The sequence below is a fragment of the Pantoea sp. K16 genome (genome assembly GCF_048452805.1).
Classification (GTDB): domain Bacteria; phylum Pseudomonadota; class Gammaproteobacteria; order Enterobacterales; family Enterobacteriaceae; genus Pantoea; species Pantoea agglomerans.
Genome location: NZ_JBLWNV010000008.1, coordinates 172,283 through 198,891 on the forward strand (window position 1 = coordinate 172,283; position 26,609 = coordinate 198,891).

5 protein-coding genes are annotated in these 26,609 nt (G+C 59.4%); 2 read left to right on the forward strand and 3 right to left on the reverse strand.

Translation table 11 applies throughout. From position 1 onward, the window contains the following. Positions 1-440 precede the first annotated feature (440 nt). Positions 441-3,293 carry a two-component system sensor histidine kinase RcsC gene (rcsC, locus tag ACK13D_RS12770; RefSeq protein WP_022625067.1) on the forward strand — a complete coding sequence of 951 codons (2,853 nt, stop codon included), beginning with the start codon at positions 441-443 and terminating at the stop codon, positions 3,291-3,293. A gap of 54 nt (positions 3,294-3,347) precedes the next feature. Here the strand turns inward: rcsC and rcsB are convergent, their stop codons facing one another. Genes rcsB through ACK13D_RS12785 form a run of 3 tightly spaced genes read right to left on the reverse strand, consistent with a single transcriptional unit; the run spans position 3,348 to position 7,831 of the window. Beyond that, positions 3,348-3,998: a response regulator transcription factor RcsB gene (gene rcsB / locus ACK13D_RS12775; protein ID WP_009089068.1), complete on the reverse strand. Its 651-nt coding sequence runs from the start codon at positions 3,996-3,998 to the stop codon at positions 3,348-3,350. Between the two features lies 1 nt (position 3,999). Then, positions 4,000-6,657 (reverse strand): phosphotransferase RcsD, encoded by a 2,658-nt coding sequence (gene rcsD, locus ACK13D_RS12780; RefSeq protein ID WP_010248389.1) that lies wholly within the window; start codon positions 6,655-6,657, stop codon positions 4,000-4,002. A 19-nt stretch (positions 6,658-6,676) separates the two neighbouring features. Next, complete coding sequence (locus ACK13D_RS12785) at positions 6,677-7,831, reverse strand: MFS transporter (RefSeq protein ID WP_033767459.1); 1,155 nt, start codon at positions 7,829-7,831, stop codon at positions 6,677-6,679. Positions 7,832-8,567: 736 nt separating this feature from the next. Here ACK13D_RS12785 and ACK13D_RS12790 point away from each other — a divergent pair. Further along, positions 8,568-26,573: an Ig-like domain-containing protein gene (locus ACK13D_RS12790; RefSeq protein ID WP_418796529.1), complete on the forward strand. Its 18,006-nt coding sequence runs from the start codon at positions 8,568-8,570 to the stop codon at positions 26,571-26,573. The last annotated feature ends 36 nt before the right edge of the window (positions 26,574-26,609 follow it).

Here is a 26,609-nt window from a genome sequence, read left to right on the forward strand (position 1 = left end):
GATGGGCGTGTTGTTTGAGGTCTTAGAGGCGGGTCGGGAAAATGGCTGGTGGCTGGTGGCTGGTGGCTGGTGGCTGGTGGCTGGTGGCTGGTGGCTGTGAGTCGGGAGCCGTCGCAAGGCCTGCTGTGCCCGATCGCAAAGGATTCCCGCATCCATGCGGATCGGCCACGCCATCGCGGGCCAGACGCTTTGCTCTTCGGGCACAGCAGGCCTTTCTTGTTGGGGTTGTGGTGTCGCTTTAAGGAGATGTGTGCGTGCATTTGTTTGAGGGGGAGAGGCGGCGACTTCTTCCTAAGATAAAGATGTTGCTTTGGCTGTCTTAAAAGATTCCCAAACCGCCCGCTAAGCCTGCGGCTGGCTGGCTTTTTACGCCCGATAAAGCTAGTGTATGGGCATTAAAAATCGATGATGCGACTAACCTTGCCAACTGCGAGTTACCTTTGAAATATCCTGTCTCTTTCCGCACTACGCTTCGCATCTCGCGCTATCTTTTCCGCGCGCTGGCGCTGCTAATCTGGACGCTGGGCGCCGTTCTTACTGCGTTTTACATTATCAGCGTGCTGCACAATAAAGAGACGCAGGTTCGGCAGGAGTTTGCCAGCAACTACGGCACCATACAGTGGTATGTGCGTCATTCGGCGGACATGATGCGTGAGCTGAAATATATCACCGAGAACCGCTTAACCAACGCCAGCAGCGGTCTGGATGTGCTGACCGGTATGATGCCAGGCAAAACATCTCAGCCGCAGTTTACGCCCCTGTTTTCGGATGGCGACTGTACCTCGATGAGCAATACCTGGCGCAACTCGCTCGATTCACTCAGTTACTACATCAATTACTGGAAAAGTAACTTCGCCTCATCGTATGAGCTGAATCGGGTGTTCTTTATCGGTGGCGAGAGTCAGTGTCTGGCCGACTTCACGATTGGCAGCAGCAATGCTGACCGGGAACGCAGCCTGAAATCGCTGCGTGAGAATGTGCTGCGCTATCGCAATAGCAGTGAAGAAGATCGCCGTAATCCGATGTACTGGATTAATAGCAGTGCTCAGCCAGGCGTCGGAACCTTCTTTATGGTGGTGCCCGTCTACGTTGCTAATAAGTTACAGGCGCTGCTGGGCGTCGAACAGAATATCCGGCTGGATGAGTTTATTCAGCCGGGCAGCCTGCCGATTATCGCGTCCATTACCGATGAAAATTATCGTCCACTGCTAAATTCGCGGCGCGGCGGGCTGGGCTTCTCGCTCGATAGTCTTCCTGATGATAAAACCTGGTTCGGATACCTGAATGGTTATCGTCAGCTGGTTCTGAAAAAGCCGCTGCCGCCTTCCGATCTTAACGTGGTGTGGTCGATATCTACCGACGTGATGGTGGATCAGCTCAAGCTGATGATCATTAATGCGCTGCTGCTCAATATTTTCAGCGCTGTCATTCTGTTTACCCTCGCCTGGCTGTTTGAGCGCCGGATGTTCCTGCCGGCGGAGGAGAACGCGCACCGGCTGGAAGAGCATGAGCAGTTTAACCGTAAGATTGTCGCCTCTGCGCCGGTCGGGATCTGTATTTTACGCACCAGCGACGGCACCAATATTCTGAGTAACGAGCTGGCGCACAATTATCTGACGTTGCTGACGCAGGAAGATCGCCTGCGGCTGAATGAGATTATTGGCGGGCAGCAGGTCAACTTTGTCGATGTGCTCACCGGCAGTAATACCAATTTGCAAATCAGCTTCGTGCATTCACGCTATCGTAATGAGAACGTGGCGATTTGCGTGCTGGTCGACGTCTCGGCGCGCGTGCGGATGGAGCAGTCGCTGCAGGAGATGGCCCACGCGGCAGAGCAGGCGAGCCAGTCAAAATCGATGTTCCTTGCCACAGTCAGTCACGAACTGCGCACGCCGCTTTATGGCATTATCGGTAATCTCGATCTGCTGCAGACCAAAGAGCTGCCCAGCGGTATCGACTCGCTGGTGACGGCGATGAACAATTCCTCCAGCTTGCTGCTGAAAATCATCAGCGATATTCTCGACTTCTCAAAAATCGAATCAGAGCAGCTGAAAATTGAGCCGCGTCCGTTTGCACCTCGTGAAATCGTGACCCACATCGTCGGCAACTATCTGTCGCTGGTGGTGAAGAAGCGGCTTACGCTCTACTGCTTTATCGAACATGACGTTCCGCAGGTGCTGGACGGCGATCCGCTGCGTCTGCAGCAGGTGATCTCGAACCTGCTGAATAACGCGATTAAGTTCACGCATACGGGCTGTATTATCCTCCACGCTTACGTTGCGCAGGGCTATCTGGCATTCCGCGTCCGTGATACTGGCGTCGGCATTCCGGCAAAAGAGCTGCCACGCCTGTTTGATCCCTTCTTCCAGGTGGGAAATGGCGTGCAGCGTAATTTCCAGGGCACCGGGCTGGGACTGGCGATCTGTGAAAAGCTGATCAATATGATGGACGGCGACATTGAGGTCGACTCAGAGCCAGGCATGGGCAGCCAGTTTATTGTGCGTATTCCAATCTACAAAGGCCAGAAGCCGTCACTGATGCTGCTGGAGGATTTACAGGATAAGAAAATCTGGCTGGCGATGCGCAACGAGTACCTCGCGGAATTTATCACGCGTCAGATTCAGCAGCAGGGCATTCAGGTCGCGGAGTATAACGGTAAGCCTGGCCATGACGATGTGGTGATGACCGATTACGAACTGGATATTGATGTTCCGTTGCGGGCACTGGTCACTTTCGATGGATCGCATGTGGATATGCCGCGTGAACGTCAGCCTGGCCGCTGGATCCACTCTACCGCCACGCTGCATGAGGTTCCGGCGCTGCTGGCGCGCATCTATCGAATCGCACTGGGCAACGACGCCGCAGATGCGCTGTTGCTGGCCGCGCCGGTAGAAGAGAAAGTGCATAACGATGACATCATGGTGCTGATTGTCGATGACCATCCGATTAACCGCATGCTGCTGTCGGAACAGCTCGGCACGCTGGGCTATCAGGTGAAGACTGCGCAGGATGGCGTTGATGCACTTAATGTACTGAGTCGTAACGAGATTGATATCGTACTCACCGACGTGAACATGCCGAATATGGATGGTTATCGCCTGACGCAGCGGTTGCGTCAGCTGGGCCATCTCTTCCCGGTGGTTGGCGTGACGGCGAATGCGCTGGCGGAAGAGAAACAGCGTTGCATGGATGCGGGCATGGATAACTGCCTGTCGAAACCGGTGACGTTAGATGTGCTGAAAGTGACGCTGGCAATCTATGCTGATCGGGTACGTAAAACGCGGATGGGATAGGGCAGGAAAGGGCAGAGGCGAGGCGGTGCAGGCTGCACCGCCTCAGGAAGTAACTTAGTCTCTTTCGACCTGAGTCTGGCTGACAGACGACAGGTAGTTCAGCAGTGCGATATCGTTATCCACGCCCAGTTTCATCATCGCTGATTTCTTCTGGCTACTGATGGTTTTGATACTGCGGTTCAGCTTCTTGGCAATCTCGGTCACCAGGAAACCTTCTGCAAACAGACGCAGCACTTCGCTCTCTTTCGGTGACAGGCGTTTGTCGCCATAACCACCCGCGCTGATTTTCTCCAGCAGTTTCGCAACGCTTTCCGGCGTATATTTCTTGCCTTTCTGCAGTGCAGCCAGTGCCTTTGGCAAATCGGTTGGCGCGCCCTGTTTCAGTACAATCCCTTCGATATCGAGATCAAGCACTGAACTCAGAATCGCCGGGTTATTGTTCATGGTCAGAACAATAATCGAGAGATCCGGGTAGTGGCGTTTAATATATTTAATCAGCGTAATACCATCGCCATACTTCTCACCTGGCATAGAGAGGTCGGTGATCAGGACGTTGGCGTCAAGCTTGGACAGATTATTGATCAGTGCTGTTGAGTCTTCGAACTCACCTACAACGTTAACCCATTCAATTTGTTCCAGAGATTTTCGGATACCGAAAAGGACAATTGGATGGTCATCGGCAATAATTACGTTTAAGTTATTCATCTTATTGGTTACCTTGCTGCAGCAGTTGATTGACGTAAGCGTCAATATCACTGGTGGTATTTGTAATGTTTGAATCGTCACACGCTTTAATGTGGTGTTCTAACTCTTCACAAAGCTGTTTGCCGGGAGTCAGATTGAGCATGGCAAACACGCCCTTTAGGCGATGCGCTGTCTGAGCAAGCGAGGCGTAGTCCTTTTCCGCCGACTCAGTATACAGCCTCTTCACATCAACCGGTACTGTCTCCGTAAACAGCTGGAAATAGCCGCCGCTCATCAATGGCGTGGCCGCGTCGTCTTCCGTGTCGTTATCCATCACATCATGCGACAGTTGCTTCTCTATCAGTGCCAGCAATGCATCCAGCAGCGCATTACTGAGATTGAAATTGACCCGATACTGCTGGTCGTTCAGTGCATGGTGCCCCAGTTCATCTTCCGCCAGCAGCAGTGCCCAGCCGCTAAGCTTTGATGGATCGTCGGTCACCAGCACATCGTGATCCTGACCGGAAATGCGCTCGTCGGGTGTCAGACAACGCGCTCCCCAGTTTTCCAGATGGCGGCAGACAATTTTATGCACGTCCTCCACGGTGATCTCCACCAGCGCGGTAACGCCATCCAGAATTTTTTCCTCTTCTTCTTCGCGCTTCTGCTCCAGCACCAGCGGCAACTGCATGTTGTAGCGCGTGCCGATATCCGCTTTTGCCACGATATCCAGGCTGCCACCCATCTGCTTGCAGAGCTGCTTACAGAGGAAGAACGCCATGCCAGAAGCCTGTCCGTAGCGATCCTGACTGGTATCGCCCAGGAACGGGAAGTCGACATTGGCCAGTTCATCCACCGTCAGGCCCGCACCGGTATCCACCAGCTCGATAATCAATCTATCGGCCTGCTTGTCCGCAGCCTTAACTTCCAGGGTGATTTTCCCCCAGCGGGTGGTGGTCAGGGCGTAGTGCATCAGCGTGGTCAGCACTTTACGCAGGGCGCGACGGTCGCCAAAGCGCGTCTCATCATTAGCCAGGTGATTATTCACCACCAGCGACAGCCCTTTGCGGCGCATCAGCGGCAGGCTTTCCAGCGCGATCTCATCCAGCAGTTCCTGCAGGTTAAAGACGGTCGCATCGGGTGACCAGTCGTGCGCCTCAAGCCGGTTCAGCAGCACGATATCATCCACCAGCCGCGCCAGCCCCTGACTCTCATCAAGCAGGTCCAGCACGGTCTCATCGGCATCACGCTGGCTGAGCTGTACCAGCTGCGTCACCATCTTCTCCAGGGGCTGATTCAGCGCGTGGCCCAGATTGTGCAGCAGCTGCTGTCGCATCTGATGGTTACGATCCAGCACCTGCTGCGCTTTTTGCAGCTTCTTATTCACCAGCAGCTCACGATCCTGGTCACGCATCATAAACAGCTGGGTATGCGGCGAAAGCACGCTGCGGGCGTGGCGAATCTCATACACTTCGTTATTGATGGTGGCCTGCAGCACGCCCTGATGCTGGTCGGACATATTAATGATCTTCTGCAGATTGAGGTGAGGCAAAAGATGTTCAGCAATCTTATTGCTCAACAGGGTGCGGTTGCTGGCAAAGTCATACACCAGCAGGCCGACCGGCAGACTGGCCACAATCTCTTCATTCAATACCCGCAGCGAATCGAGTTCAGCGCTCTGGTTCTCGCTGGGACGCAGCGACTGCTGGCGCAGCAGCACGATACCCGCCAGTGAAAGCAGGAACAGCAGCAGGTTAATCAGCAGCGGCCAGAGCAGATTATGCAGGGTGTCGATAATCAGACGGCCAATCGGCACCTGATAAACCAGCTGCAGCGAGGTGCTGGGCAGGGTGGCCGTAATCTCGATATTGGGATTAACCAGTGAGATGCGGGTATTTTCCACCTCCTGCTGTTCACTACTGCTGGCAGGCATTGAGCTGTCCTGACGCAGCTGGAAATTTTCCAGCGGCATGTTCTGCGGAACAATATCGTTAACCGGCAGATCAAAGGCGACCACTGTGGCCAGATGGCCTGGCTGATTAAAGGTGGTACGCAGCGTGAAATAGTGATCGTTCTGGAAGGCGAGGTGGCGCAGCGGTGAGAAACTCTCGCGCTCATCGAGCGCATTCGCCTGCTGCAACATCTCAGCACGACGGCCATCAACCATTGAACTGATGGCGCTCTCTTTATAACGCGTCGCCATATCTTTCAGCGGCAGGGTCGAGATCATAATCAGGCTATTGTCCTGACCATTTAAAAAGTACATCGACCAGGTGGGATTTTCTGCGCCCCACAGCGTGTCGAGATAGTTCGACATCCGCATGGTCATGTCCAGCGTGCTGCTGTCATGTGAGCCGAAAATCAGCGCTTCCGTTTTACGCCGGGTTTTTTCCAGGTAGTAGACGTCGGGACGCAGTCGCGTCTCCTGCAGGTTACTGCCGGGTGTTGCACCTGCCGCACTGGTAGAGAGGTTTTCATAGATCTGCCAGGTGGCAAAGCGATAGGCATCAATGCGCTTCTGAACGTCACGAGCCAGATCGTCCATGGCATAGCGCTTCCCGGTCAGCCAGGCATTCACCGAGTTATGCACCATAAAGCCCAGCGCCAGCAGGAGCACCAGATTGAAAACCACAAAAAAGCGGGTGACGTTGCCGGAGGTCAGTGGAAACTTATACAACATAGCGTGTCAGGTACCTGAATTATTGCGCAACTTTTCGCGCACTGGCGGCTACCGCTAACAGCAACAGGGCGATCGCTAAAAATGCGCCGCTGAGGCTGATCCATTGCGAAATGAATCCGATTAAAGCCGGACCTGAGAGAATACCCGCATATCCCAGCGTTGTCATGGCAGAAATCGCCAGGTTCGCAGGCATATCCTGTTGATTCCCGGCAGCATTGAACAACATCGGCACCGTGTTAGATAAACCAAAGCCGACCAGCAGGAAAGCCAGCAGGGCGATCTCCGGCCACGGCAGCCAGACGGCCAGACTCATGCCCGCGGCGGCGGTCAGCGCGCCGGTCAGCATCACCGGGTAGCGACCAAAACGCTGGATGATCTTATCGCCGCTAAAACGGCCCAGCGTCATCGCCACGGAAAAGACCGCATAGCCCAGTCCTGCCCAGGCGGGTGACATCTCCGGGTTCTGCAGCAACAGCAGCGCGCCCCAGTCCAGCACGGCCCCTTCCGCCAGGAACAGAATAAAGCAGAGCAGGCCAAGAAACGCGACCCAGCCGCGTGGGATCACCAGCCAGGGTTGATCGGGCTGATGCAGGCGTTCATTCATTAAGACCGGCAGTCGCCACAGCAACAGCAATAACATCACTGCCATTACCACCAGCGTGGCGGCCAGGGGTGAAAAAGACTGGCTCAGCAACAGGCTGACCGTGCCCGCACCCAGAATCCCACCAAGACTGAAGAAGCCATGGAAGCCGGACATCATCGGTTTATCCGCCGCCTGCTCAACCTGAACCGCCTGATAATTCATCGCCACATCCAGCATGCCCAGCCCGGCGCCAAACAGCATCAGCGCAGCCGCCATGATTAGATGAGAGTCAGCCGTGGCCAGCAGCGGCATCATCATCAGCACTAACAGGGTAGAGAAGCACATCACCCGACGGCAGCCAAACCGCGCCACCAGTGTGCCGGTCACCGGCATCGCGGCCAGCGAACCAATACCCAGACAGAGCAGTAACGCGCCCAGTGATGCACCGCTGAGCTGCAGACGATCGCGGGCAAACGGCACCAGTGGAGCCCAGGCTGACATTCCTAAGCCATTGATCAAAAAGATGGTGCGTGTGCCCCAGTTCAGGCGGCTCTGATGTTTGTTTTGTTGTGCAGCGTCCAGTGCGGTCATAGGTCAGATTCATCAATGGTAAAGCGGAAAAGTGTAGCACTGGCCGTGAGTCAGTGGTCGTTGCGCCTCTTATCAGGAAGGGGGCAGCAACATGGCATAAATGACAAAACCGGGAGTTTACCGACTTTTGTCGCGCTGCGAATTTTTTCCAGAACTTTCCTGGCATGACCACCGCCCGCAGAATGACTTAACTCAAATTTCACTGTCGTTTTTCAACGACTTGCTGCTGAAAAACCGGATCAGGACCACGCATAAATGATGGCTGAATCGCTTAATGAACAAATTTTTTTTACAGCCCTGATGTTTCGGTAGTGGTGGTTTTTTAACCTTTTCGCATCATTTTTGGAAACAGTCAGCAACAAATTGACATGTAAAAACAAAGGCAAAGCGGATTTTATGAAAGCCTTATTTCAAGTGAGGCTTATGTAATGAAGATTAAACCATAATGAAATCTGTACATTGAAATTGTTTTTTAACACGGCTACGCTAAAAGTTAATCTGTCAGAAACGTTACATTTTGCGTGAGTCTGTACAAGTAAAACTAACAATAACACCGTCACTCGCCACCCTGATTAGAGCGTGTGCCCAGCTTTGGCTTTGCCGTTTCGACATACACCAGGTTAAGACATCTTCTGATTTTCAGAAGATGAAACTATGTGTGAACACTGTAAGCATAAAATAATTTTATGTTTATGGATTCAGTATATTAGCTAATCTGGTGGAGTAGAGGTTACAAATGGCAGAACTCACGCAAGGCCGTGTAGACATTATCTCGCGCGAAAACGGCACACTCATCTCGCAGTCCGTCAGCGGTTCATCACAATCCATTAACCTCACCGAGCCCAGCGTCGTGCGCATCAGCGGCACCCGCGACATGGTGACGCAGTATGAGCGCCAGGGTAACGATCTGGTGCTGCATATGCGCGACGGCAAGACTGTCCGCTATCAGAAATTCTTCCTCGACGACGCCGATGGCCAGCACAGCGAACTGGTGTTCGATGATGGCGTCAACCCACCGGAACACGCGCTCTTTCCGCAGACCGCAGAAGGGGCTGAACTCGCTTCGACGTCGGTCACGCCAACCTATGAATCACTCGACAGCGTAGAGCCGCTGCTGCTGGCAGATAACGCCAACACCTCGATGGGGGTGATAACGGCGGGCGGTCTGGGTGTGCTCGGCTTAGCCGGTCTGGCCGTTGGCGTCGGCGGTGGTGGTGGCGGCGGTGGTGGGGGTAACGGTGGCGGCAATGACGGTGGCACCGATCCCGGAACACCGGTCACGCCGGGGACGCCTGCCATCACGCTCAATGCGTTCGCTGGCGATGATGTCCTGGATAACGCGGAAAAAAGCAGCGATCAGGTACTGAGCGGCACCACCAGCAATGTCGAAGCGGGTCAGATTCTCACTGTCACGCTGGGCGGCCAGACCTACAACGCCACCGTCGGTGCTGACGGCAGCTGGAGCGTCACTATTCCTGCTTCCGCGCTGGCGGGACTCGCCGCAGGCACCACCACCATCGACGTCAGCGTCACTAACGCGGCGGGCACGACGACCACCGGCAGCCTGCCCATTACCGTCGCGGCAGCCGATCCCGGCACACCGGCTGCGCCGTCCATTAGCCTGAACCCGTTTGCGGGCGATAACCTGCTGGATAACAGCGAAAAAACCACGCCACAAACGTTGTCCGGCAGCACCAGCAATGTCGAAGCGGGCCAGCAGGTCAGTGTGACATTGGGCGGACAGAGCTATAACGCCACTGTGGGGGCGGATGGCAGCTGGAGCGTCTCAATTCCGGCTGCCGCACTCTCGGCGCTGGCTGCAGGCAGCAGCACCATTTCGGTCAGTGTGACCAGCGCCGCGGGCACGGCGGCTGCCGCCAGCCTGGGTATCCAGGTGCAGGCACCTGACACCACCCCTGGTGTGCCAGCCCTGACGATCGCCCCGTTTACCGGCGACGACGTGCTGAGCAACGCAGAAAAAACCAGCGATCAGACTCTTAGCGGCAGCACCACCAACGTCGAAGCCGGGCAGATCGTCACGGTTACCCTGGGCGGCCAGAGCTACAGCGGCAGCGTGGCAGGCGACGGTAGCTGGAGCATTACCGTGCCTGCTGATGCGCTGACCGCACTGGCATCCGGCACCACCACGGTGACTGCCACCGTTGCTAACCAGGCAGGAACCGCTGCCAGCGGTAGCCTGACCGTAAACGTAGAACCACCACTGACTCAGCCGGGTACGCCCGTTATCACCATCGATCAGTTTGCCGGTGATGACATTCTCAGCAATGCCGAGAAAAGCAGCGATCAGGTTCTTAGCGGCACCACCACCAATGTGGAAGCGGGCCAGGTTGTCACCATCACGCTGGGCGATCAGACCTACAGCGCAGTAGTGGATGCGCAGGGCAACTGGAGCGTCACGCTCTCGCCTGCGGCACTGAATGCGCTGGCAGCCGGTTCGGTGGCGATTTCCGCGGTCGTCACCAGCCAGGCTGGCATTGAAGCCAGTGAAAACCGCGCGATCAGCATTGATACGCCGGTCGTTCCGGGCCCGCCATCCGTCACGCTGGATGATTTTGCCGGGGACAACGTGCTGAGTAATGGGGAGAAAGCCACCGATCAGACACTCACCGGCAGCACCAGCAATGTTGAACCCGGTCAGCTGGTAACCGTCACCCTGGGCGGCCAGACTTACAGCGGCAGCGTTGATGCGCAGGGCAACTGGAGCGTTACTTTGCCATCGGCGGCCCTGAGCGCCCTGGCGGCAGGTGAAACGACGCTGACGGTTTCAGTCAGCAATGTGGCCGGTGATACCGTGACCGGCACGCTGCCCATCACCGTGGAAGCCCCTGTCACATTGCCGGGCGAACCCACCGTCACCATTGGTCAGTTTGCCGGGGATGACATCCTCAGCAACGATGAAAAAGGGACGGCCCAGACGCTCTCCGGCTCCACCACCAACATCGAAGCGGGCCAGACGGTGACCGTTACCTTCGGTGGCCAGACTTACCTTGGCACCGTCGATGGCAGTGGTAACTGGAGTGTAATTGTTCCGGCAGCCGCGCTGGGTAATCTGCCAGCGGGAGCTAATGCTATCAGCGTTACCGTCAGCAATGCCGATGGCGTGAGCACTACCGAAATCCGCGATATCGCGGTTGAGACGCCAGTAACGGAACCGGGCGTGCCGTCTCTGACCCTGAATGATTTCGCCGGCGACAACCTTCTGAGCAACGACGAAAAAGCGGTCGATCAGCTTGTCAGCGGTAGCACCAGTAATATCGAAACCGGGCAGATCGTGACGGTCACCCTGGGCGGTCAGACCTACAGTGCCAGCGTGCAGGGTGATGGCAGCTGGAGCGTCGCCGTGCCGTCAGCCGCGCTGAATGCGCTGGCAGCAGGCACCACCACACTGACCGTCTCGGTCAGTAATGCAGCGGGCGACACAGTCACTTCAACGCAGCCAGTCACTGTCGAAGCCCCGGTAACGCAGCCGGGTGAAGCCACCGTAACCATCGACGCCTTTGCCGGGGATGACATCCTCAGCAACAGCGAGAAAGCCAGCGATCAGCTGCTGAGCGGCACCACCACTAATATCGGTGAAGGCCAGCAGGTCACTGTCACTCTGAACGGAGAGACTTTTACCGCCACGGTCGGCGCGGATGGCAGCTGGAGCGTGTCGATTCCTGCCAGTTCACTGGCGGCGCTGACAGCCGGTAGCGCAGCCCTGAATGTGACGGTGACAGATCAGTCTGGTACTCAGATCACTGAAACCCGCGACTTCCTGGTGGAGTCCTCGGGCACCGGGCCAGGCACCCCGACGCTAACCCTCAATGCCTTTGCTGACGACAACATCCTGAGCAACGATGAGAAGCTGGAAGCGCAGGCGGTCTCCGGCAGCACCACCAACGTCGAGGCGGGCCAGATTGTCACGGTGACGCTGGGCGGCCAGAGCTACAGCGGAACGGTTGGCGCCGACGGCAGCTGGAACATTGCCATTCCGGCCGATGCACTCGGTGCGCTGGCAGCCGGTTCTGCCTCGCTGGTGGTCACGGTCAGCAACGCGGCAGGCACCACCGTCAGTGACACGCTGCCGATCACGGTTGAGCCGCCGGTTACCGAGCCGGGCCAGCCCACTATCACGCTCGATCAGTTCGCCGTGGATGACGTGCTGAGCAACGATGAGAAAACCAGCGATCAGCTGCTGAGCGGCAGCTCAACCAATGTCGAGGCGGGTCAGGTCGTGACCGTTACGCTGGGCGACCAGACTTACAGCGCCACGGTCGGCGCGGATGGCAGCTGGAGCCTGAGCGTCCCGGCCAGCGCGCTGGCGGCACTGACGGCGGGCAACGCGACTATCGCGGCCACAGTCACCAATCAGGCGGGCGTAACAGTCAGCGAAGATCGGGTGATTGCGGTGGAAGCGCCAGCGGAACCGGGTACGCCGACGGTGACGATCGCCCTGTTTGCCGGTGACGATCTGCTGGATAACAGCGAAAAAGCGCTGGACCAGACGCTGTCCGGCAGCACCAGCAACGTGGAGGCGGGCCAGACGGTCACCATTACCCTGGGCGGCCAAAATTACACTGCGCTGGTCAACGCGGATGGCAGCTGGAGCACGCAGATCCCCTCTTCGGCGCTCAGCGCACTGGCGGCGGGCAGCAGCACCATCGCGGTCAGCGTCACAACGGCGGCAGGCGCCTCAGCTACCGACACCCGCGATATTAACGTCGCCCCGGCGGCAGGCGAACCTGGCGTGGTCTCCATTAGTGAACCGGTCAGCGTGGATGGCTTCCTTAACCAGCAGGAGCTGAGCAGCGATCTGATCATCAGCGGCTCTGCGGTAGGCGTTAACCCGGGCCAGGCGGTGCAGGTTAACTTTAATGGCAATAATTACAGCGCGGTAGTGAACAGCAATGGCTTCTGGAGCGTCACTGTTCCGGCAGGCGATCTCACCACTATTACCGACGGCGTAAAACTGATTTCGGTCACCACCACCGACGCCACCGGCGCACTGCTGACCGACTCCGCTCAGCTGAATGTAGTCGCAGCCACGCTGCCGCAAATCACGCTGGAGGAGAGCGCAATCACCGATGGCCTTCTCAACCGGGTGGAAGCGGGCAGCGATCTGCTGATCGGCGGCAGCACCGGCAAAGCCGTGCCGGGCCAGCAGGTTGAACTGGAACTTAACGGTAAAACCTACAGCACCACGGTCAATCCTGACGGTAGCTGGAGCCTGGCGCTGCCGGCCGCCGATCTCGCCTTACTGCCACAGGGCGCCAACAGCCTGATCATTACCGCGATTGATGAAGCAGGCAACCGCGTGGACGAGACGCTCAACTTCAGCGTCGACACGCTGCCACCGAATCTGATTGTGGCAGAGGTCGCAGGCGGCGATGGCATTCTCAACAGCAGCGAAGTGGCTGCCGGTCTGCCGGTCAGCGGTTCAGGTGCGTTGCCGGGCGAAGTGGTTTCTGTCTCGCTGAATAACGTGAGTTATAGCGCCACCGTAGATGGGCAGGGCAACTGGACGGTGGATCTGCCGCCAGCGGCGCTGCAGGCCCTGTCAGATGGCAGCAGCTATACGCTGGTGGTTACGCTGACAGATGCCAGCGGTAACACCACCACCCAGACGCAGCCCCTGACGGTCAGCACGCAGTCTCCGGTTGCGACTGTTACCGCACCGGGCGGTGATGGCGTCCTGACCAACAACGAACTCACTACGCCGCTGCAAATCAGCGGAACCGGCACCCCGGGCGACAGCGTGACGGTGGAGTTAAACGGTAAGTCCTACACCGCCATTGTTGACGAAAACAGTAACTGGAGTGCATCCGTCCCGGTGGCCGATCTCGGCACGCTGACCAGTCAGACCTATCCGGTGACCGTCACCGTGACCGATCCGGCCGGTAACATCAGCACTCAGAATACGGAACTGCGGGTGGCTACCGCGGTGCCCGCTCTGACGCTCAACGATCTCAGTGATGATGGCGTGATCAACGTCAGCGACGCGCAGCAGCCGCTAATCGTCAGCGGAACCGGCGACGAAGGCGACATCATCCGCGTCACGCTGAATAACGTGGCCTACAGCGCCGTGGTGGCGCAGGGTGGCAACTGGAGTGTCACCGTTCCGGCATCCGACCTGGCAAATGTGCCCAACGGTACCCAACCGGTATCGGTAGTGGCGACAGACGCCGATGGTAATACCACACCAGCCAGCAGTTCACTGATTTTCGCCACCACACCGCCGTTGCTGGAAGTCTCCACGCCGGGCAGTGATGGTTATATCAATATCGCTGAACACACTCAGGATCTCACACTCGACGGACGCGGGGGGGCCCAGGGCGACACCGTCACGGTGAGTTTCAATGGCGAGACCTACACCGCCACCGTGGATACCGATGGCGCGTGGAGTGTTACGGTGCCCGCCGCGATTATCAGCCAGCTGGGTGACGCAACCTATCCGGTGGATGTGGTACTCAGCGATGCTTATGGCAACAGCAGCACCGTACCGACCAGCGTCACTGTGCTGGCGGCAACGTCGCCGGCGCTGACCATTAATCCCGTGACCGGCGATAATCAGGTCGACAGCGCTGAACAGCTCACCGACATTCTCGTCACCGGTAACGTCACCGGCGTACCGGCAGGTCAGCCGGTATTGCTGACCATTAATGGTCAGTCTTACGATGGCGTAGTACAGGCGAACGGTAGCTGGAGTGTGTCGCTGCCAGCCGGATCGCTGGGCGGTGCAGGCGATAAAACCTTCACCGTGGCGATTACCGATGTGGCCGGTAACCCGGCGCTGCCTGCTGAAGGGCAGTTCAGCGTGGTTACTTCACCCGTACCGTCGCTGTCGATTGCCCCAATCAGTGACGACAATGCGCTGAATGCCCTGGAGGCGCAGAGCGATCTTATCCTCAGCGGCGGTTCAGCGAACCTGCCGGCTAACAGCCCGATCAGCGTAACGCTGGTGACTGGCGGCACCGTCTACACCACCACAACCGATGAAACCGGTGCGTGGACCCTGACCGTGCCGGCTGCCGATCTGGCGACGCTGCCGCAGGGCACGACCACCGTTACCGTCTCTTCGGGTGATGTGCAGAACAGCCTGCCGCTGCTGGTGGCGACCGCGCCGCTGGCAGACCCGCAAATCAACACGCCATTCACTGACGGCATACTCAATACCGATGAAGCCAGCGCGGCGCAGACGCTGACCGGCACAGTCCTGCCAGGCCAGGCGGTCAGCGTGACCCTGGGCGGTACCAGCTATCCGGCCACTGTAGACGCGAATGGTGAATGGAGCGTGACGATACCCGCAGACAGACTGCAGGCACTTGCGCAGGGCAGCAATCCGATTACCGTGACGGTGAGTGATGAAGCGGGTAACAGCACCAGCATCAGCGAGCCGCTGATTGTTGATACCGGCGTACCGGCGCTGACCGTTAACCCGATTGCCACCGATGGCACGATTAATGAGGCTGAAACCGCCACCGATCTGACCCTCAGCGGCACCGTTACGCCAGGTAGTAGCGTCAGCCTTGCGCTGAATGGCCAGACCTATGACGCAGTGGTTGCCGCCGATGGCAGCTGGACCGCCACCGTGCCTGCTGCGAATCTGCAACAGTTGCCAGATGGCCGTTACGATCTCAACGTGACCGTCACCACCGTCAGCGGCAACGTCGCCACTACGCCAGTGTCGGTTACCGTGGATACCACGGCACCAGACTTCAGTATCGCTGCGCCCGCGGGTGATGGCGTGCTGAATATCGCTGAGCAGGCGGCAGGGTTCAGTTTCAGCGGCGCAGGCAGTGAAGGCGACCGCGTCAGTGTGACGCTGAATGGCGTGACCTACACCGGCACCGTTGATGGTGACGGAAACTGGGCGCTGGCTGTTCCGCCAGCGGCGCTTGCCGGTCTGACCAATGGCAGCAGCTATCCGGTGGTGGTCACCGTCACCGACGCAGCCGGTAACAGCAGCAGCCAGAACAGTGCCCTGACGGTTGCGACTACGCCGCCTCCGCTGGTCGTCGCGCCGGTCAGCGGTGATAACGCGCTGAACGTCGGGGAACTGGCAGAGCCGCTGGTGGTGAGTGGCAGTGGTCAGAATGGCGACGTGGTCACGGTCCAGCTCAATGACCAGCTCTACAGCACCACCGTTGGCGTTAACGGCCAGTGGACGCTGCAGATCGCCCCTGAAGCGCTGGCGGCGCTGCCTCCTGGCAGTAATCTGGTGACGGTGACGGAAACCAGTGCTAACGGGAATCAGAGCAGCCAGGTGGTTGATCTGAATGTGGCAACCGCGTCGGACGTGCAGCCTGTACTGACCATCGACAGCAGCACCTTCGCCGGTGACGGCATCGTCACGACAGCGGAGCAGCTGCAGCCGATAACGGTGCGCGGCAGCAGCACGAATGTCGAACCGGGCCAGCAGGTGATCATCTCCCTGAATGGGATCGAATACAGCGGTGTGGTCGAGGCCAGCGGCAACTGGAGCATTATTCTGCCTGCGGGCGCCCTGGCTGAGCTGGGAGAAGGCAACCAGACGCTGAACGTCAGCGTCATCAACGCCGTGGGTAACACCGCCAGCAGCCCGCTTGACTTCAGTGTGGACAACACCCTGCCGTCGATCGCGCTGGCACCCGTCAGTGACGACAACTACCTCAATGCGCAGGAATTGGGTGGCGCCGTCGTGGTCAGCGGCAGCACCAGCGGTCTGCCTGATGGCAGCATTGTTACCGTGCTGGCCAACGGCACCACTGTCAGTACCACCGTGACGGCAGATGGAAGCTGGAGCCTGACCTTACCGGCAGGCACCTTTACCGGATCGGCAGACGGCCCGCAGACCATCACCGCCACCGCCAGCGACGCTAACGGACAGCCGCTGGCGACCAGCGACGCTACCCTGACGGTGATCGCCAGCGCATTGCCGGTGGCGACCCCGGGCGTGGCCTTTGATGATGGCATTCTGAACGGTGAGGAAGCCGCCGCCGGTGGCGCGATCACTGGTAACACGGGCGTGACCGGCGACGGCCAGACCGTCGTCGTGACGCTGGGCGGCAACAACTACAGCGGCACGGTCGATGCCGCAGGCAACTGGCAGGTCGCCGTTCCGGCCGATGTCTTGTCTGCATTGCCGCAGGGCAATAGTGGCTACACCGTGGTCGTCAGTGATGTAGCGGGCAACAGCAGCCAGGCGGATGGCAACCTGGTGGTGGATACACTGCCTCCGGTGCTGAACTTCATTACGCCATCCGATGGCATCATTAACGCCGCTGAAAGTCAGCAGCCGCTGACGCTGACCGGCAGCAGCGAAGCTAACGCCCTGATTGTGGCCAGCTTCAACGGCACCACCCTGAGCACCACCGCTGACGTTAACGGCGTCTGGTCGCTGGAGCTGCCCGCCACGGTTTACACCGGGCTGGGCAACGGCAGCTATCCGCTGACCGTGACCGCCAGCGATGCGGCAGGAAATGCCACCACCACCAGCCGCGACCTTGCGCTGAAAGTGGAGCCAGGCACACTGCCGACCCTGACGCTGGATGCCTTTGCCGGTAACAACGTGGTCGATGGCGCGGAGCGCCTCACCGATCAACGTCTCTCCGGCACCACCACCAACGTCGAAGCGGGTCAGCTGGTTACCGTCACCGTTGACGGCACAGTCTACAGCGCCGCCGTGCAGGCGAGCGGGGCATGGAGCCTGATCGTGCCAGCCGGTGCGCTGGCCGCGATTAATGATGGCAGCGCCAGTTTTACCGTGGCGGTCAGCGATGTGGCGGGCAACACCACCACCAGCAATCTCACCTTTGACGTCAACAGCAATGCCTCTGGCCTGGCGATGGATGCCATCAGCGAAGATAACTACCTGAATGCGCAGGAGCTGGGTCAGGCCCTGATCGTCACCGGTACGTCGGTGAACGTGACAGAGGGCAGCACGGTCACGTTGCTGTTTAACAACATCAGCTACACCGCGCAGGTCTCGGCCAGCGGCCGCTGGACAGTGATCGTTCCGGCTGAGGCACTGACGGCGCTCGCCGATGGACCTTACACCCTGACGGTCACCGCAACGGACAGCGGCGGGGCGACCCTGAGCAGCGAGGCAGCGCTCAGCGTGCTGGCGACGCTGCCAGCACCGCAGATCGTCTCGGCCTTTGGCGATGGTCTGCTCAACAGCAGCGAGATCGCCACAGCACAAACCCTGAGCGGCACCACCGGCATAACCGGTGACGGCCAGACGGTGAGCGTGCTGCTGAATGGCGCAACCTACAACGGCACCGTCGACGGCAATGGCAACTGGCAGATCAGCGTGCCGGCTTCCGCGCTGGCCGGTCTGCCGGAAGATCTACTGAATTACACCGTCACAGTCCAGGATGCGGCGGGTAATACCGGCAGCAGCCAGGGCAGCGTGACGGTGGATCTGACGCCACCGACCCTGACACTGAATACGGTTGCGGGCGATAACAGTATCAATATTGCCGAAAGCACCGCGCCGATAGTTCTCAGCGGCAACAGCAATGCCGAAGCCGGACAGCAGGTCACCATTACCCTGAACAACCAGACCTGGACCACCACGGTTGACCAGAACGGCGAGTGGAATCTGACGCTGCCTGCGGGTTCGCTGGCCGGCATTCCGGCCGGGGCGTACATTCTGACCGTGACGGTCAGCGATGCGGCGGGTAACCCGGTAACCGAAACCCGTGAAATCACCGTGGCAACGGCGTCGCTGGCCGTCAGCATAGACACCCCGTTTGGTGATGGTTATCTGAACCTGGCGGAACAGGGGGTCGGTCAGACGCTGACCGGCAGCACCGGTGTAGCAGGCAATGGCCAGACCGTCAGCGTGACGCTGGGCGGGAATGATTATTCCGCTACGGTGGATGCGCAGGGTAACTGGACGCTGACCTTAACAGCGGATCAGGTGCAGACGCTGGGCGAGGGGGTTACTACGCTGGTGGTCAATGCCAGCGATGCCGCGGGTAACAGTGGTTCGCTGACCAGCGCCGTTACGGTCGATCTCACGCCGCCAGTGCTGACCGTCAATGCCATCGGCGGCGACAACATCATCAATTCGGTAGAGGTGCTGGAAGCGGTCGCCATCAGCGGCAGTGCGTCGATAGCGGACGCCGGACAGACGGTCACCGTCAGCTTCCAGAACGTCGATTACACCACTCAGGTGCTCTCTGACGGCACCTGGGAGGTGACACTGCCAGCCAGCGTCGTGCAGGGGCTGGCAGACGGCAACTACACCGTTGCTGTCTCGATGACCGATGCCGCGGGGAACCCTGCCACGGCCACCCAGACCCTGACGCGTGATGCTGACACTCTGAACCTGCCAACCCTGACCATCGGGACCATCAGTGATGATAACTTCCTTAATCAGGCGGAGTCGCTACAGGATCTGAACATCGGCGGCACCAGTAACAACCTGGCGGAAGGCCAGCTGGTGACGGTGACGCTGAATAACATTCAGTACAGCGGCACGGTGGCAGCCGATGGCAGCTGGACGGTGACCGTTCCGGCCGCCGATCTGGGTAATCTGCCGGATGGCGATCAGCTGCTGGTCGTGGTCTCAGCGGATACGTCTGGCAATCCGGCCAGCGCCAGCACCAGCCTGGTCGTGCTGGCCAGCGAGCAGGTTCAGCCGACGCTGACCATGAACGTGGTAGCCGGCGATGATGTGATTAACGCCACCGAGGCCACAGCGGATGTCGCGGTCAGCGGCAGCAGCACCCTGCTGGCAGCGGGTACGCTGGTGACGGTGTCGTTTAACGGCACTGACTACAGCACCACGCTCGACGCTGACGGCAACTGGACGGTGAATGTGCCGTCTGCTGCCTTTACCAGCGTGGCTCCGGGCAGCACGCAAATCTTTACCGTGACCGCCACTGATGTCGCAGGCAATCCGGCGACCGCCACTCAGGAGGTTAGTTTCATTACCACACCGCCTGCGCTGACGAATATCACGGTCGATGCGGGAGATGCCCTTAACCTGGCGGAGTCGCTGCAGGATCTCACCATCAGCGGCAGCACCACGGGCGCATTGCCGGTGACCGTGACGCTGAATAACGTCAGCTATACCACCACGGCCGATGCCGACGGTAACTGGTCACTTACTATTCCGACCGCTGACCTGCAGCAGCTGGCGGACGGCCCCAATGCGATTACCGTTTCGGTCACCGACGCGGCGGGCAATATCACCACAGACAGCACCACGTCACTGGACGTAGCGTTTAATACCCTGCCAGCGCTGACGCTGAATACGCCGTTTGGCGATGCGCTGATCAGTGCGGCAGATGCGGAAGGGGCGTTAACGCTGAGTGGTGACAGTACCAATCTGCCGGAAGGCAGCGTGGTGAACATCTCTGTAGGCGGGCAGAACTTCAGCACCACCACGGATGCCAGCGGTAACTGGACGCTGAACCTGGCACCGGGCGCGCTGACGGGCCTGGCCGATGGATTGACACAGGTGGTGGTCAGCGCCGCGGATGGTGCCGGTAATCCGGCGCAGGTTACCGCAGGCGTTGAGATCCTGCAGAGTGATCCTGTTTCAGCCGCCTTCGACACGACACTGTTCGGCGATAACATCATTAATATCAGCGAAGCAGGCTCCGTTCAGCTGGTCACCGGCACCTCCACCGTCGTGCCGGGCCAGACCCTGAGCGTCACGGTAGGCGATGACAATATCCCGCTGTCGGTGACGGTCGATGCCAATGGCAACTGGACTGCCAGCCTGCCCCCAGAGTTCATCGCCAGCCTGGGAACCGGTGAACACACGCTGACCCTGATTACCACCGATCGGGCCGGTAACAGCATTGAAACGACCAAAACGTTCGTCGCTGCGATTACGCCGATTGCTAATCCAACGCTGGATACGCCATTTATTGATGGCCGTATCAATGCTGAGGAGGCCGCCGCAGGCGGATCACTGACCGGTGCGGTAAACATTGATAATGCCACCTCGGTTACGGTAGCCGTTAATGGCACGGTCTATTCCGCTACGCTCAGTGCGGATGGTTCGCGCTGGTCGCTGGATCTGCCGCCTTCTGTATTGCAGTCATTGCCGGATGGCAACTGGCCGGTGAGCGTGACGGTTACCGATGCGAACGGCAACGTCGGCAGCACCAGTGGCACTGTGCTGGTGGCCGTGAATGCGCTGCCGGACGTGACGCTGAACCTGCCGTTTGGAGACGGTGCGCTGAACGCAGCAGAGGCGGCCGGTGAACAGATCCTCAGTGGCACAACCGGCATTACCGGTGCCGGACAGACGGTAACGGTGCTCATCTCCGGCTTTAACAACGGTCAGCCGCTGGCAGCCACGGTGCAGACCGATGGCAGCTGGTCTCTGGCCCTGTCGCCAGCGCAGTTAGCCACCTTCACCAGCGGCACCCACACCATTACCGTGACGGCGACCGATATCGCGGGTAACAGCGACGCGACGGCGCAGAACGTGGTGACAGAGGTGGCGCTGCCTGTGCCGACCTTCAACCCAGGCGCATTTGGCGGCGACAACCTGCTGAACATCAGTGAAGCCGCGGCAGGGGTGACCCTGACCGGCACCACCGGCAGTGTCGGGGCGAACCAGGCTGTCAGCATTACCGTGGATGTCAACGGCAGCCTCTATTCTGGCACGGTGGCAAGCAACGGTAACTGGACTGTTAACATTCCTGCCAACGCCCTGAGTTCACTGGGTGACGGTGCGCAATCACTGACGGTTAACGTCGTGGATGCGGCGGGCAACAGCGCATCGGCGCAGCTGCCGTTCACCGCAGATCTCAGCGCGCCGCAGCCTGCGGTCAATCCGGAATTCCTTGGCAGTTATGTGAATGGCGGCGATGTGGCCGCGGGAGTTACGCTGAGCGGAACCACCGGTGAGGCGGGCGCGAATCAGACTGTGCAGCTTACGCTTGGCGGCACAACCTATTCCGCGACAGTGGATGCCAATGGTAACTGGACGGTGCCACTGACAACGGCGGAGCTTTCACTGCTGCCGGATGCCACCTATCCGGTTACCGTGACAGCAACCGATGCGGCGGGCAACAGCACCACCATTAACAGCTCGCTGGTGCTCGACACCACACCACCGGTGCTTAATGTTGCCGCCTTTACCGGTGACAATGCGCTGAACTACGCCGAGAGCATTCAGCCGCAGAGTCTCAGCGGCACCGCAGCGGGAGCCGAGCCGGGATCAGTGGTTTCGATCTCACTGAATGACACGCTGCTTGGCACCGCGATAGTGACAGCCAACGGCAACTGGAGTGTAACGCTGACGCCAGAACAGATGGCCACCTTTGGTCCATCGACGACCCTGGCGCTGGCAGTGACCGATCTGGCAGGCAATACCGCCAACGGCACGGTTGCGCTGACGGTAGATCTTACCCCACCGCCAGGGCCGCTGGTCACGCTGGGCACGGTGTCGGGCGACAACATCATCAGCACTCAGGATGTAGCGGGCGGTGTGGTAGTGAGTGGCACCTCCGCTAACCTCGGCGCGGGTGGGGTAGTGACGGTGTCGATCAATGGTCAGGAGTACGCGACTACGCTGGATGGGTCGGGCAACTGGTCAACGGCGGCATTGCCGGTCAGCGCCTTTGGCAATGCGGACGGCAGCGTCGCCATCACGGTGAATGCTACCGATGGCACTACCCCTGTGACCACCAGCGGTAACGTGCTGATCGACCTTACGCCACCGGCACTGACTCTCAATCCGTTTACCGGTGACAACCAGGTCAATGGCAATGAAAGTGCCACCAGCCAGGCCATCAGTGGCACCGCCGATCTCAGCGAAGTGGGTCGCACGGTGGTGGTGACCTTCAATAATCAGACCTACAACGCCGTGGTGCAGAGCAACGGCACCTGGTCCACAACGGTTCCTGCCAGCGCGATGCAGGCTCTTCCCGATGGCAGCTCGCCGGTGATCACCGCGCAGCTGGCGGATGCGGCCGGTAACGTGACGACGACCACCCAGACGGTGACGGTGGATACCGCTGCACCGCTGGTCCAGGTCGACGCGTTCCTCGGCGACAACGTGATCAACGCCGCTGACCTGGTGCTAAGCCAGGTGCTGACCGGCAGCGCGCAGGGGGCTGAAGGCCAGACCATCGGTCTCTATCTGGGCGATGCCGCGCCGATCGCCACCGCGACGGTGGGTGCTGACGGACGCTGGAGCATCGATCTCGCGCCGGATGTCCTGTCGAGCCTCACTGAAGGCGCGCTGGTGTTTGGCGTGCGGGTCAATGATGTAGCCGGAAACCAGACCGACGCCACGCTGACGGTCAACAAAGTGGTCAATAGTGCGCTGACGCTGGTGGTCGACTCGGTGTTTGGCGACGGCACGCTCAGCGCGCTGGATACCACGGTGGCGCAGACTATCTCCGGGGTTGCGACCTCGGCGGGTGTGGGTGCCACGGTATCGGTGGTGCTGGGCGGCACAACGCTCTCTGCGTCAGTGGGCCAGGATGGTAAATGGGCCATCGTGGTGCCGCCTTCGGTGCTGGGCCTGTTAAGCGATGGCAATCTTGCGCTTGATGTCACCCTGACCGATGCCGCGGGCAACACCCGCACCGTCGGTGAAACCGTCACCGCGATTGTCGATGCGGTGCCGGTGGTTGGCGCGCTCACCGGGCTGTTTGGCGGTGATAACCTGCTGAACATTGCGGAAGCCGCTGCCGGACAGCTGGTCAGTGGCGTGATAGAAAATGCGGCGGTGGGTTCCCAGGTGACGGTCACCTTTGGCAGCAAGAGTTACAGCACGACGGTGCAGGCGGGTGGAGTGTGGAGCGTTAACCTGCCGGGCAGCGATCTGACCTCTCTGCTGGATGGCAATCTGACGCTGGGCGTCAGCGTCAGAGACGTGGCGGGTAACGTCGCCTCCAGCAGCGCATCCATCGGCATCTTTACTCAGACGCCATCAATTTCGCTGACCTCACTGTTTGGTGATGGGGTGCTGAACCTGGCCGATATCGCCACCGGACAGGTGATCAGCGGGGTGGTGAACAACGTCGCGCAGGGCAGTGTGGTGACGCTCTCGGTTGGCAACAGCCAGGTGACCGCCACCGTGGGTGCGGGCGGGGCGTTCAGCGCCACAGTGACGCCAGATATTCTGGGCACGCTGGCGCAGGGCAACCTGACGGTGGGCGCGTCGGTAACGGATGCGGCGGGCAATACCGCCAGCACCAGCGCCGGTATCCGGGTCGATACGCTGCTGCCGACCATCACCGTGAATCCGCTGTTTGGCGACGGTCTGCTGAACGTGGCGGATTCGCTGGTCACCCAGGTGATCGGTGGGGTGATTGGCGGCGCGGAAGCGGGATCGCGCGTGGTGGTGTCGGTAGGTTCACAGCAGTTGGTGACGGCGACCGATGCCAATGGCAACTTTAACGTCTCGCTGACGCCAGCGCTGTTGCAGGGGATTGCAGATGGCAATCTGACCGTGGGCATCAGCGTCACCGACAGCGCGGGTAACACCAACAGCACCACGGCCGGGGCACTGGTCGGTATTCACAACCTGCCGAAAGTTACCCTCAATCCGCTGTTTGGCGACGGCGTGCTGAACCTGGCGGAGTCGCTGGTGACTCAGACCATCAGCGGCACGGTCTCCGGGCTGGCTGCGGGTAGCAGCGTCAGGCTGGCAATTGGCAGCACCATCGTCAACGCGCAGGTCAACGCGGATGGCAGTTTCTCAACCGCCGTCTCGCCAGCGATTCTGTCAACGCTGCTGAACGGTAACTTCACCGTCAGCGCGGCCGTCACCGATCCGGTCGGTAACGTCAGCAGCACCAGCGCGGGCGTGTCACTGGGACTGTTCCAGCCGACGCTGTCGGTGAATACGGTGTTTGGCGATGGCGTGCTGAGCGCCGCGGATCTGGCCTCTAACCAGACCCTGAGCGGGACGTCCAGCCTCTCTGCCGGTTCAACCGTCAGCGCCACGCTGAATGGCCTGACCTACACCACCAAAGTGGTCAGCGGCGGCAACTGGAGTATTACCGTCCCGAAAGCGGATCTGGTTGCTATCACTGACGGCAGTAAAACCGTCACGGTCACCGGCACCGATGCCTACGGTAACGTGGCAAACAGCAGCGGAACGCTGAGCGTCATCAGTCAGTCGACGCCGGTGGTCGCCATTACCTCGCTGTTTGGTGACAGTGCACTGAGCGCGGTGGATGTGAAAACGGCGCAGACCATCAGCGGCACCGCCAGCAACGCCGAGGGATCGGTCGTGCGTGTCACGCTGGGTGGCCAGACTTACAGCACGACGGTGAGCAGCAACGGCAACTGGAGTCTCTCTGTTCCGGCGGCTAACCTTGCTGCCATTACTGACGGTCTGCAGACCGTCACCGCCAGCGTGACCAACGGTGCGGGCAGCATTGGCAACACCTCGGCGTCGCTGGGTGTGGTCAGTCACACCACGCCAACGGTCAGCGTCAACAGCTTCTTTGGCGGCGATGGCTACCTCAATATTGCGGAAGCCAACAGTACTGAAACCATCAGAGGAACCAGCACCAACGCGGCGGGCGGCACGGTCACGGTAAACGTGGCGGGCAATATCCTCACCACTACTATTGGTGCGAATGGCGCCTGGAGCATCATCGTGCCGTCAGCGACGCTGAAAGGGATCGCCGATGGTAGCCATCCTCTCACCGTCACGGTGGCGGATATTGGCGGCAACACCGCAACCAGCACCAGCAGCTTTACCGCGCTGTCGCACAATCAGCCGCTGGTCGGGGTCGATCCGGTGCTGAGCATCGTCGGTTCTTTACTGGCGGGTCTGGTGGTGCAGGGGGGATCGCTGAATGCCGCGCAGGGCTCGAAAGTGAACGTTACGCTGCTGCTCTCCAACGGCAACAACGGCCCGACGCTGAACACCACGACCGATGCGCTGGGGCGTTACGCGGTTAACTTCTCACCTTCACTGCTGTCGGTGGGTGGCCTGCTGCTGTCGCTGGGAACGCTGGCGAAAGTCACGATTACCGACGCGGCCGGTAACAGCTACTCGACCACCAATACCCTGTTGCTGGGTGCGCTGCTGCCGGTAACGCTGGCGGCAAACGAATCGGTTGCGCTGTTCTCGGTGGCGGACGACAGCGCCACTGTCGCCAGCGCGGAGACGCAGCATAACAGCAGCACCAGCAGCGACGAGAGCAGCGCCCATGTGGCGGTGGCTTCCACGTTGATCACCGAAGCGGATACCGTGACGCCAGTCAGCAGCAGTGAAAACGCGGCGGCAAATGACGCCGCGGTGGCAGCGACACCGGCAGAGGAGGCGGGTTACACCATCGGCGGCGTCGTGATTACGCTGGCCGATGGCAGCACCATTGAGGGGGCGACAGTGACCGGCAGCAGCGGGGCGGATATCGTGACGGTCAGTGACCTTAACTTTACCCATATTGATGGCGGCGCAGGCACCGATACCCTGGTGCTGAATGGTGAGCATCTCAATCTGGATCTCACCGCGCTGGGCCTGAAGGTCGAACACATTGAGGTGCTCGATTTGGGTAAAACCGGAACCAACTCCGTGAAGCTCGATCTCAATGAAGCACTCAATATCACGGATAAGCAGAGTGACGATTTGCTGATCAAAGGCGCAGATGGCAGCCAGGTGACACTGGCTAACAGCAACGGCGGAATCTGGGAAGTGACGGGCGAGCGTACCGTTGAGGGCAGAGTCTTTGAGATCTACCACAACTCGGCGCTGACCAGTGATAACACCCTGGGCGATGTGCTGGTGCAGCAGAACCTGCAGGTTCATGTTGTGTAGTGACTGAAAGGTCTGTTCAGAAGATGAATAGAGCGG

What these genes read in the sequence shown, in the direction of transcription:
- rcsD (WP_010248389.1), bottom strand. Translation starts at nt 6,657, where the DNA reads ATGTTGTATAAGTTTCCACTGACCTCCGGCAACGTCACCCGCTTTTTT.
- ACK13D_RS12785 (WP_033767459.1), bottom strand. Translation starts at nt 7,831, where the DNA reads ATGACCGCACTGGACGCTGCACAACAAAACAAACATCAGAGCCGCCTG.
- rcsB (WP_009089068.1), bottom strand. Translation starts at nt 3,998, where the DNA reads ATGAATAACTTAAACGTAATTATTGCCGATGACCATCCAATTGTCCTT.
- ACK13D_RS12790 (WP_418796529.1), top strand. Translation starts at nt 8,568, where the DNA reads ATGGCAGAACTCACGCAAGGCCGTGTAGACATTATCTCGCGCGAAAAC.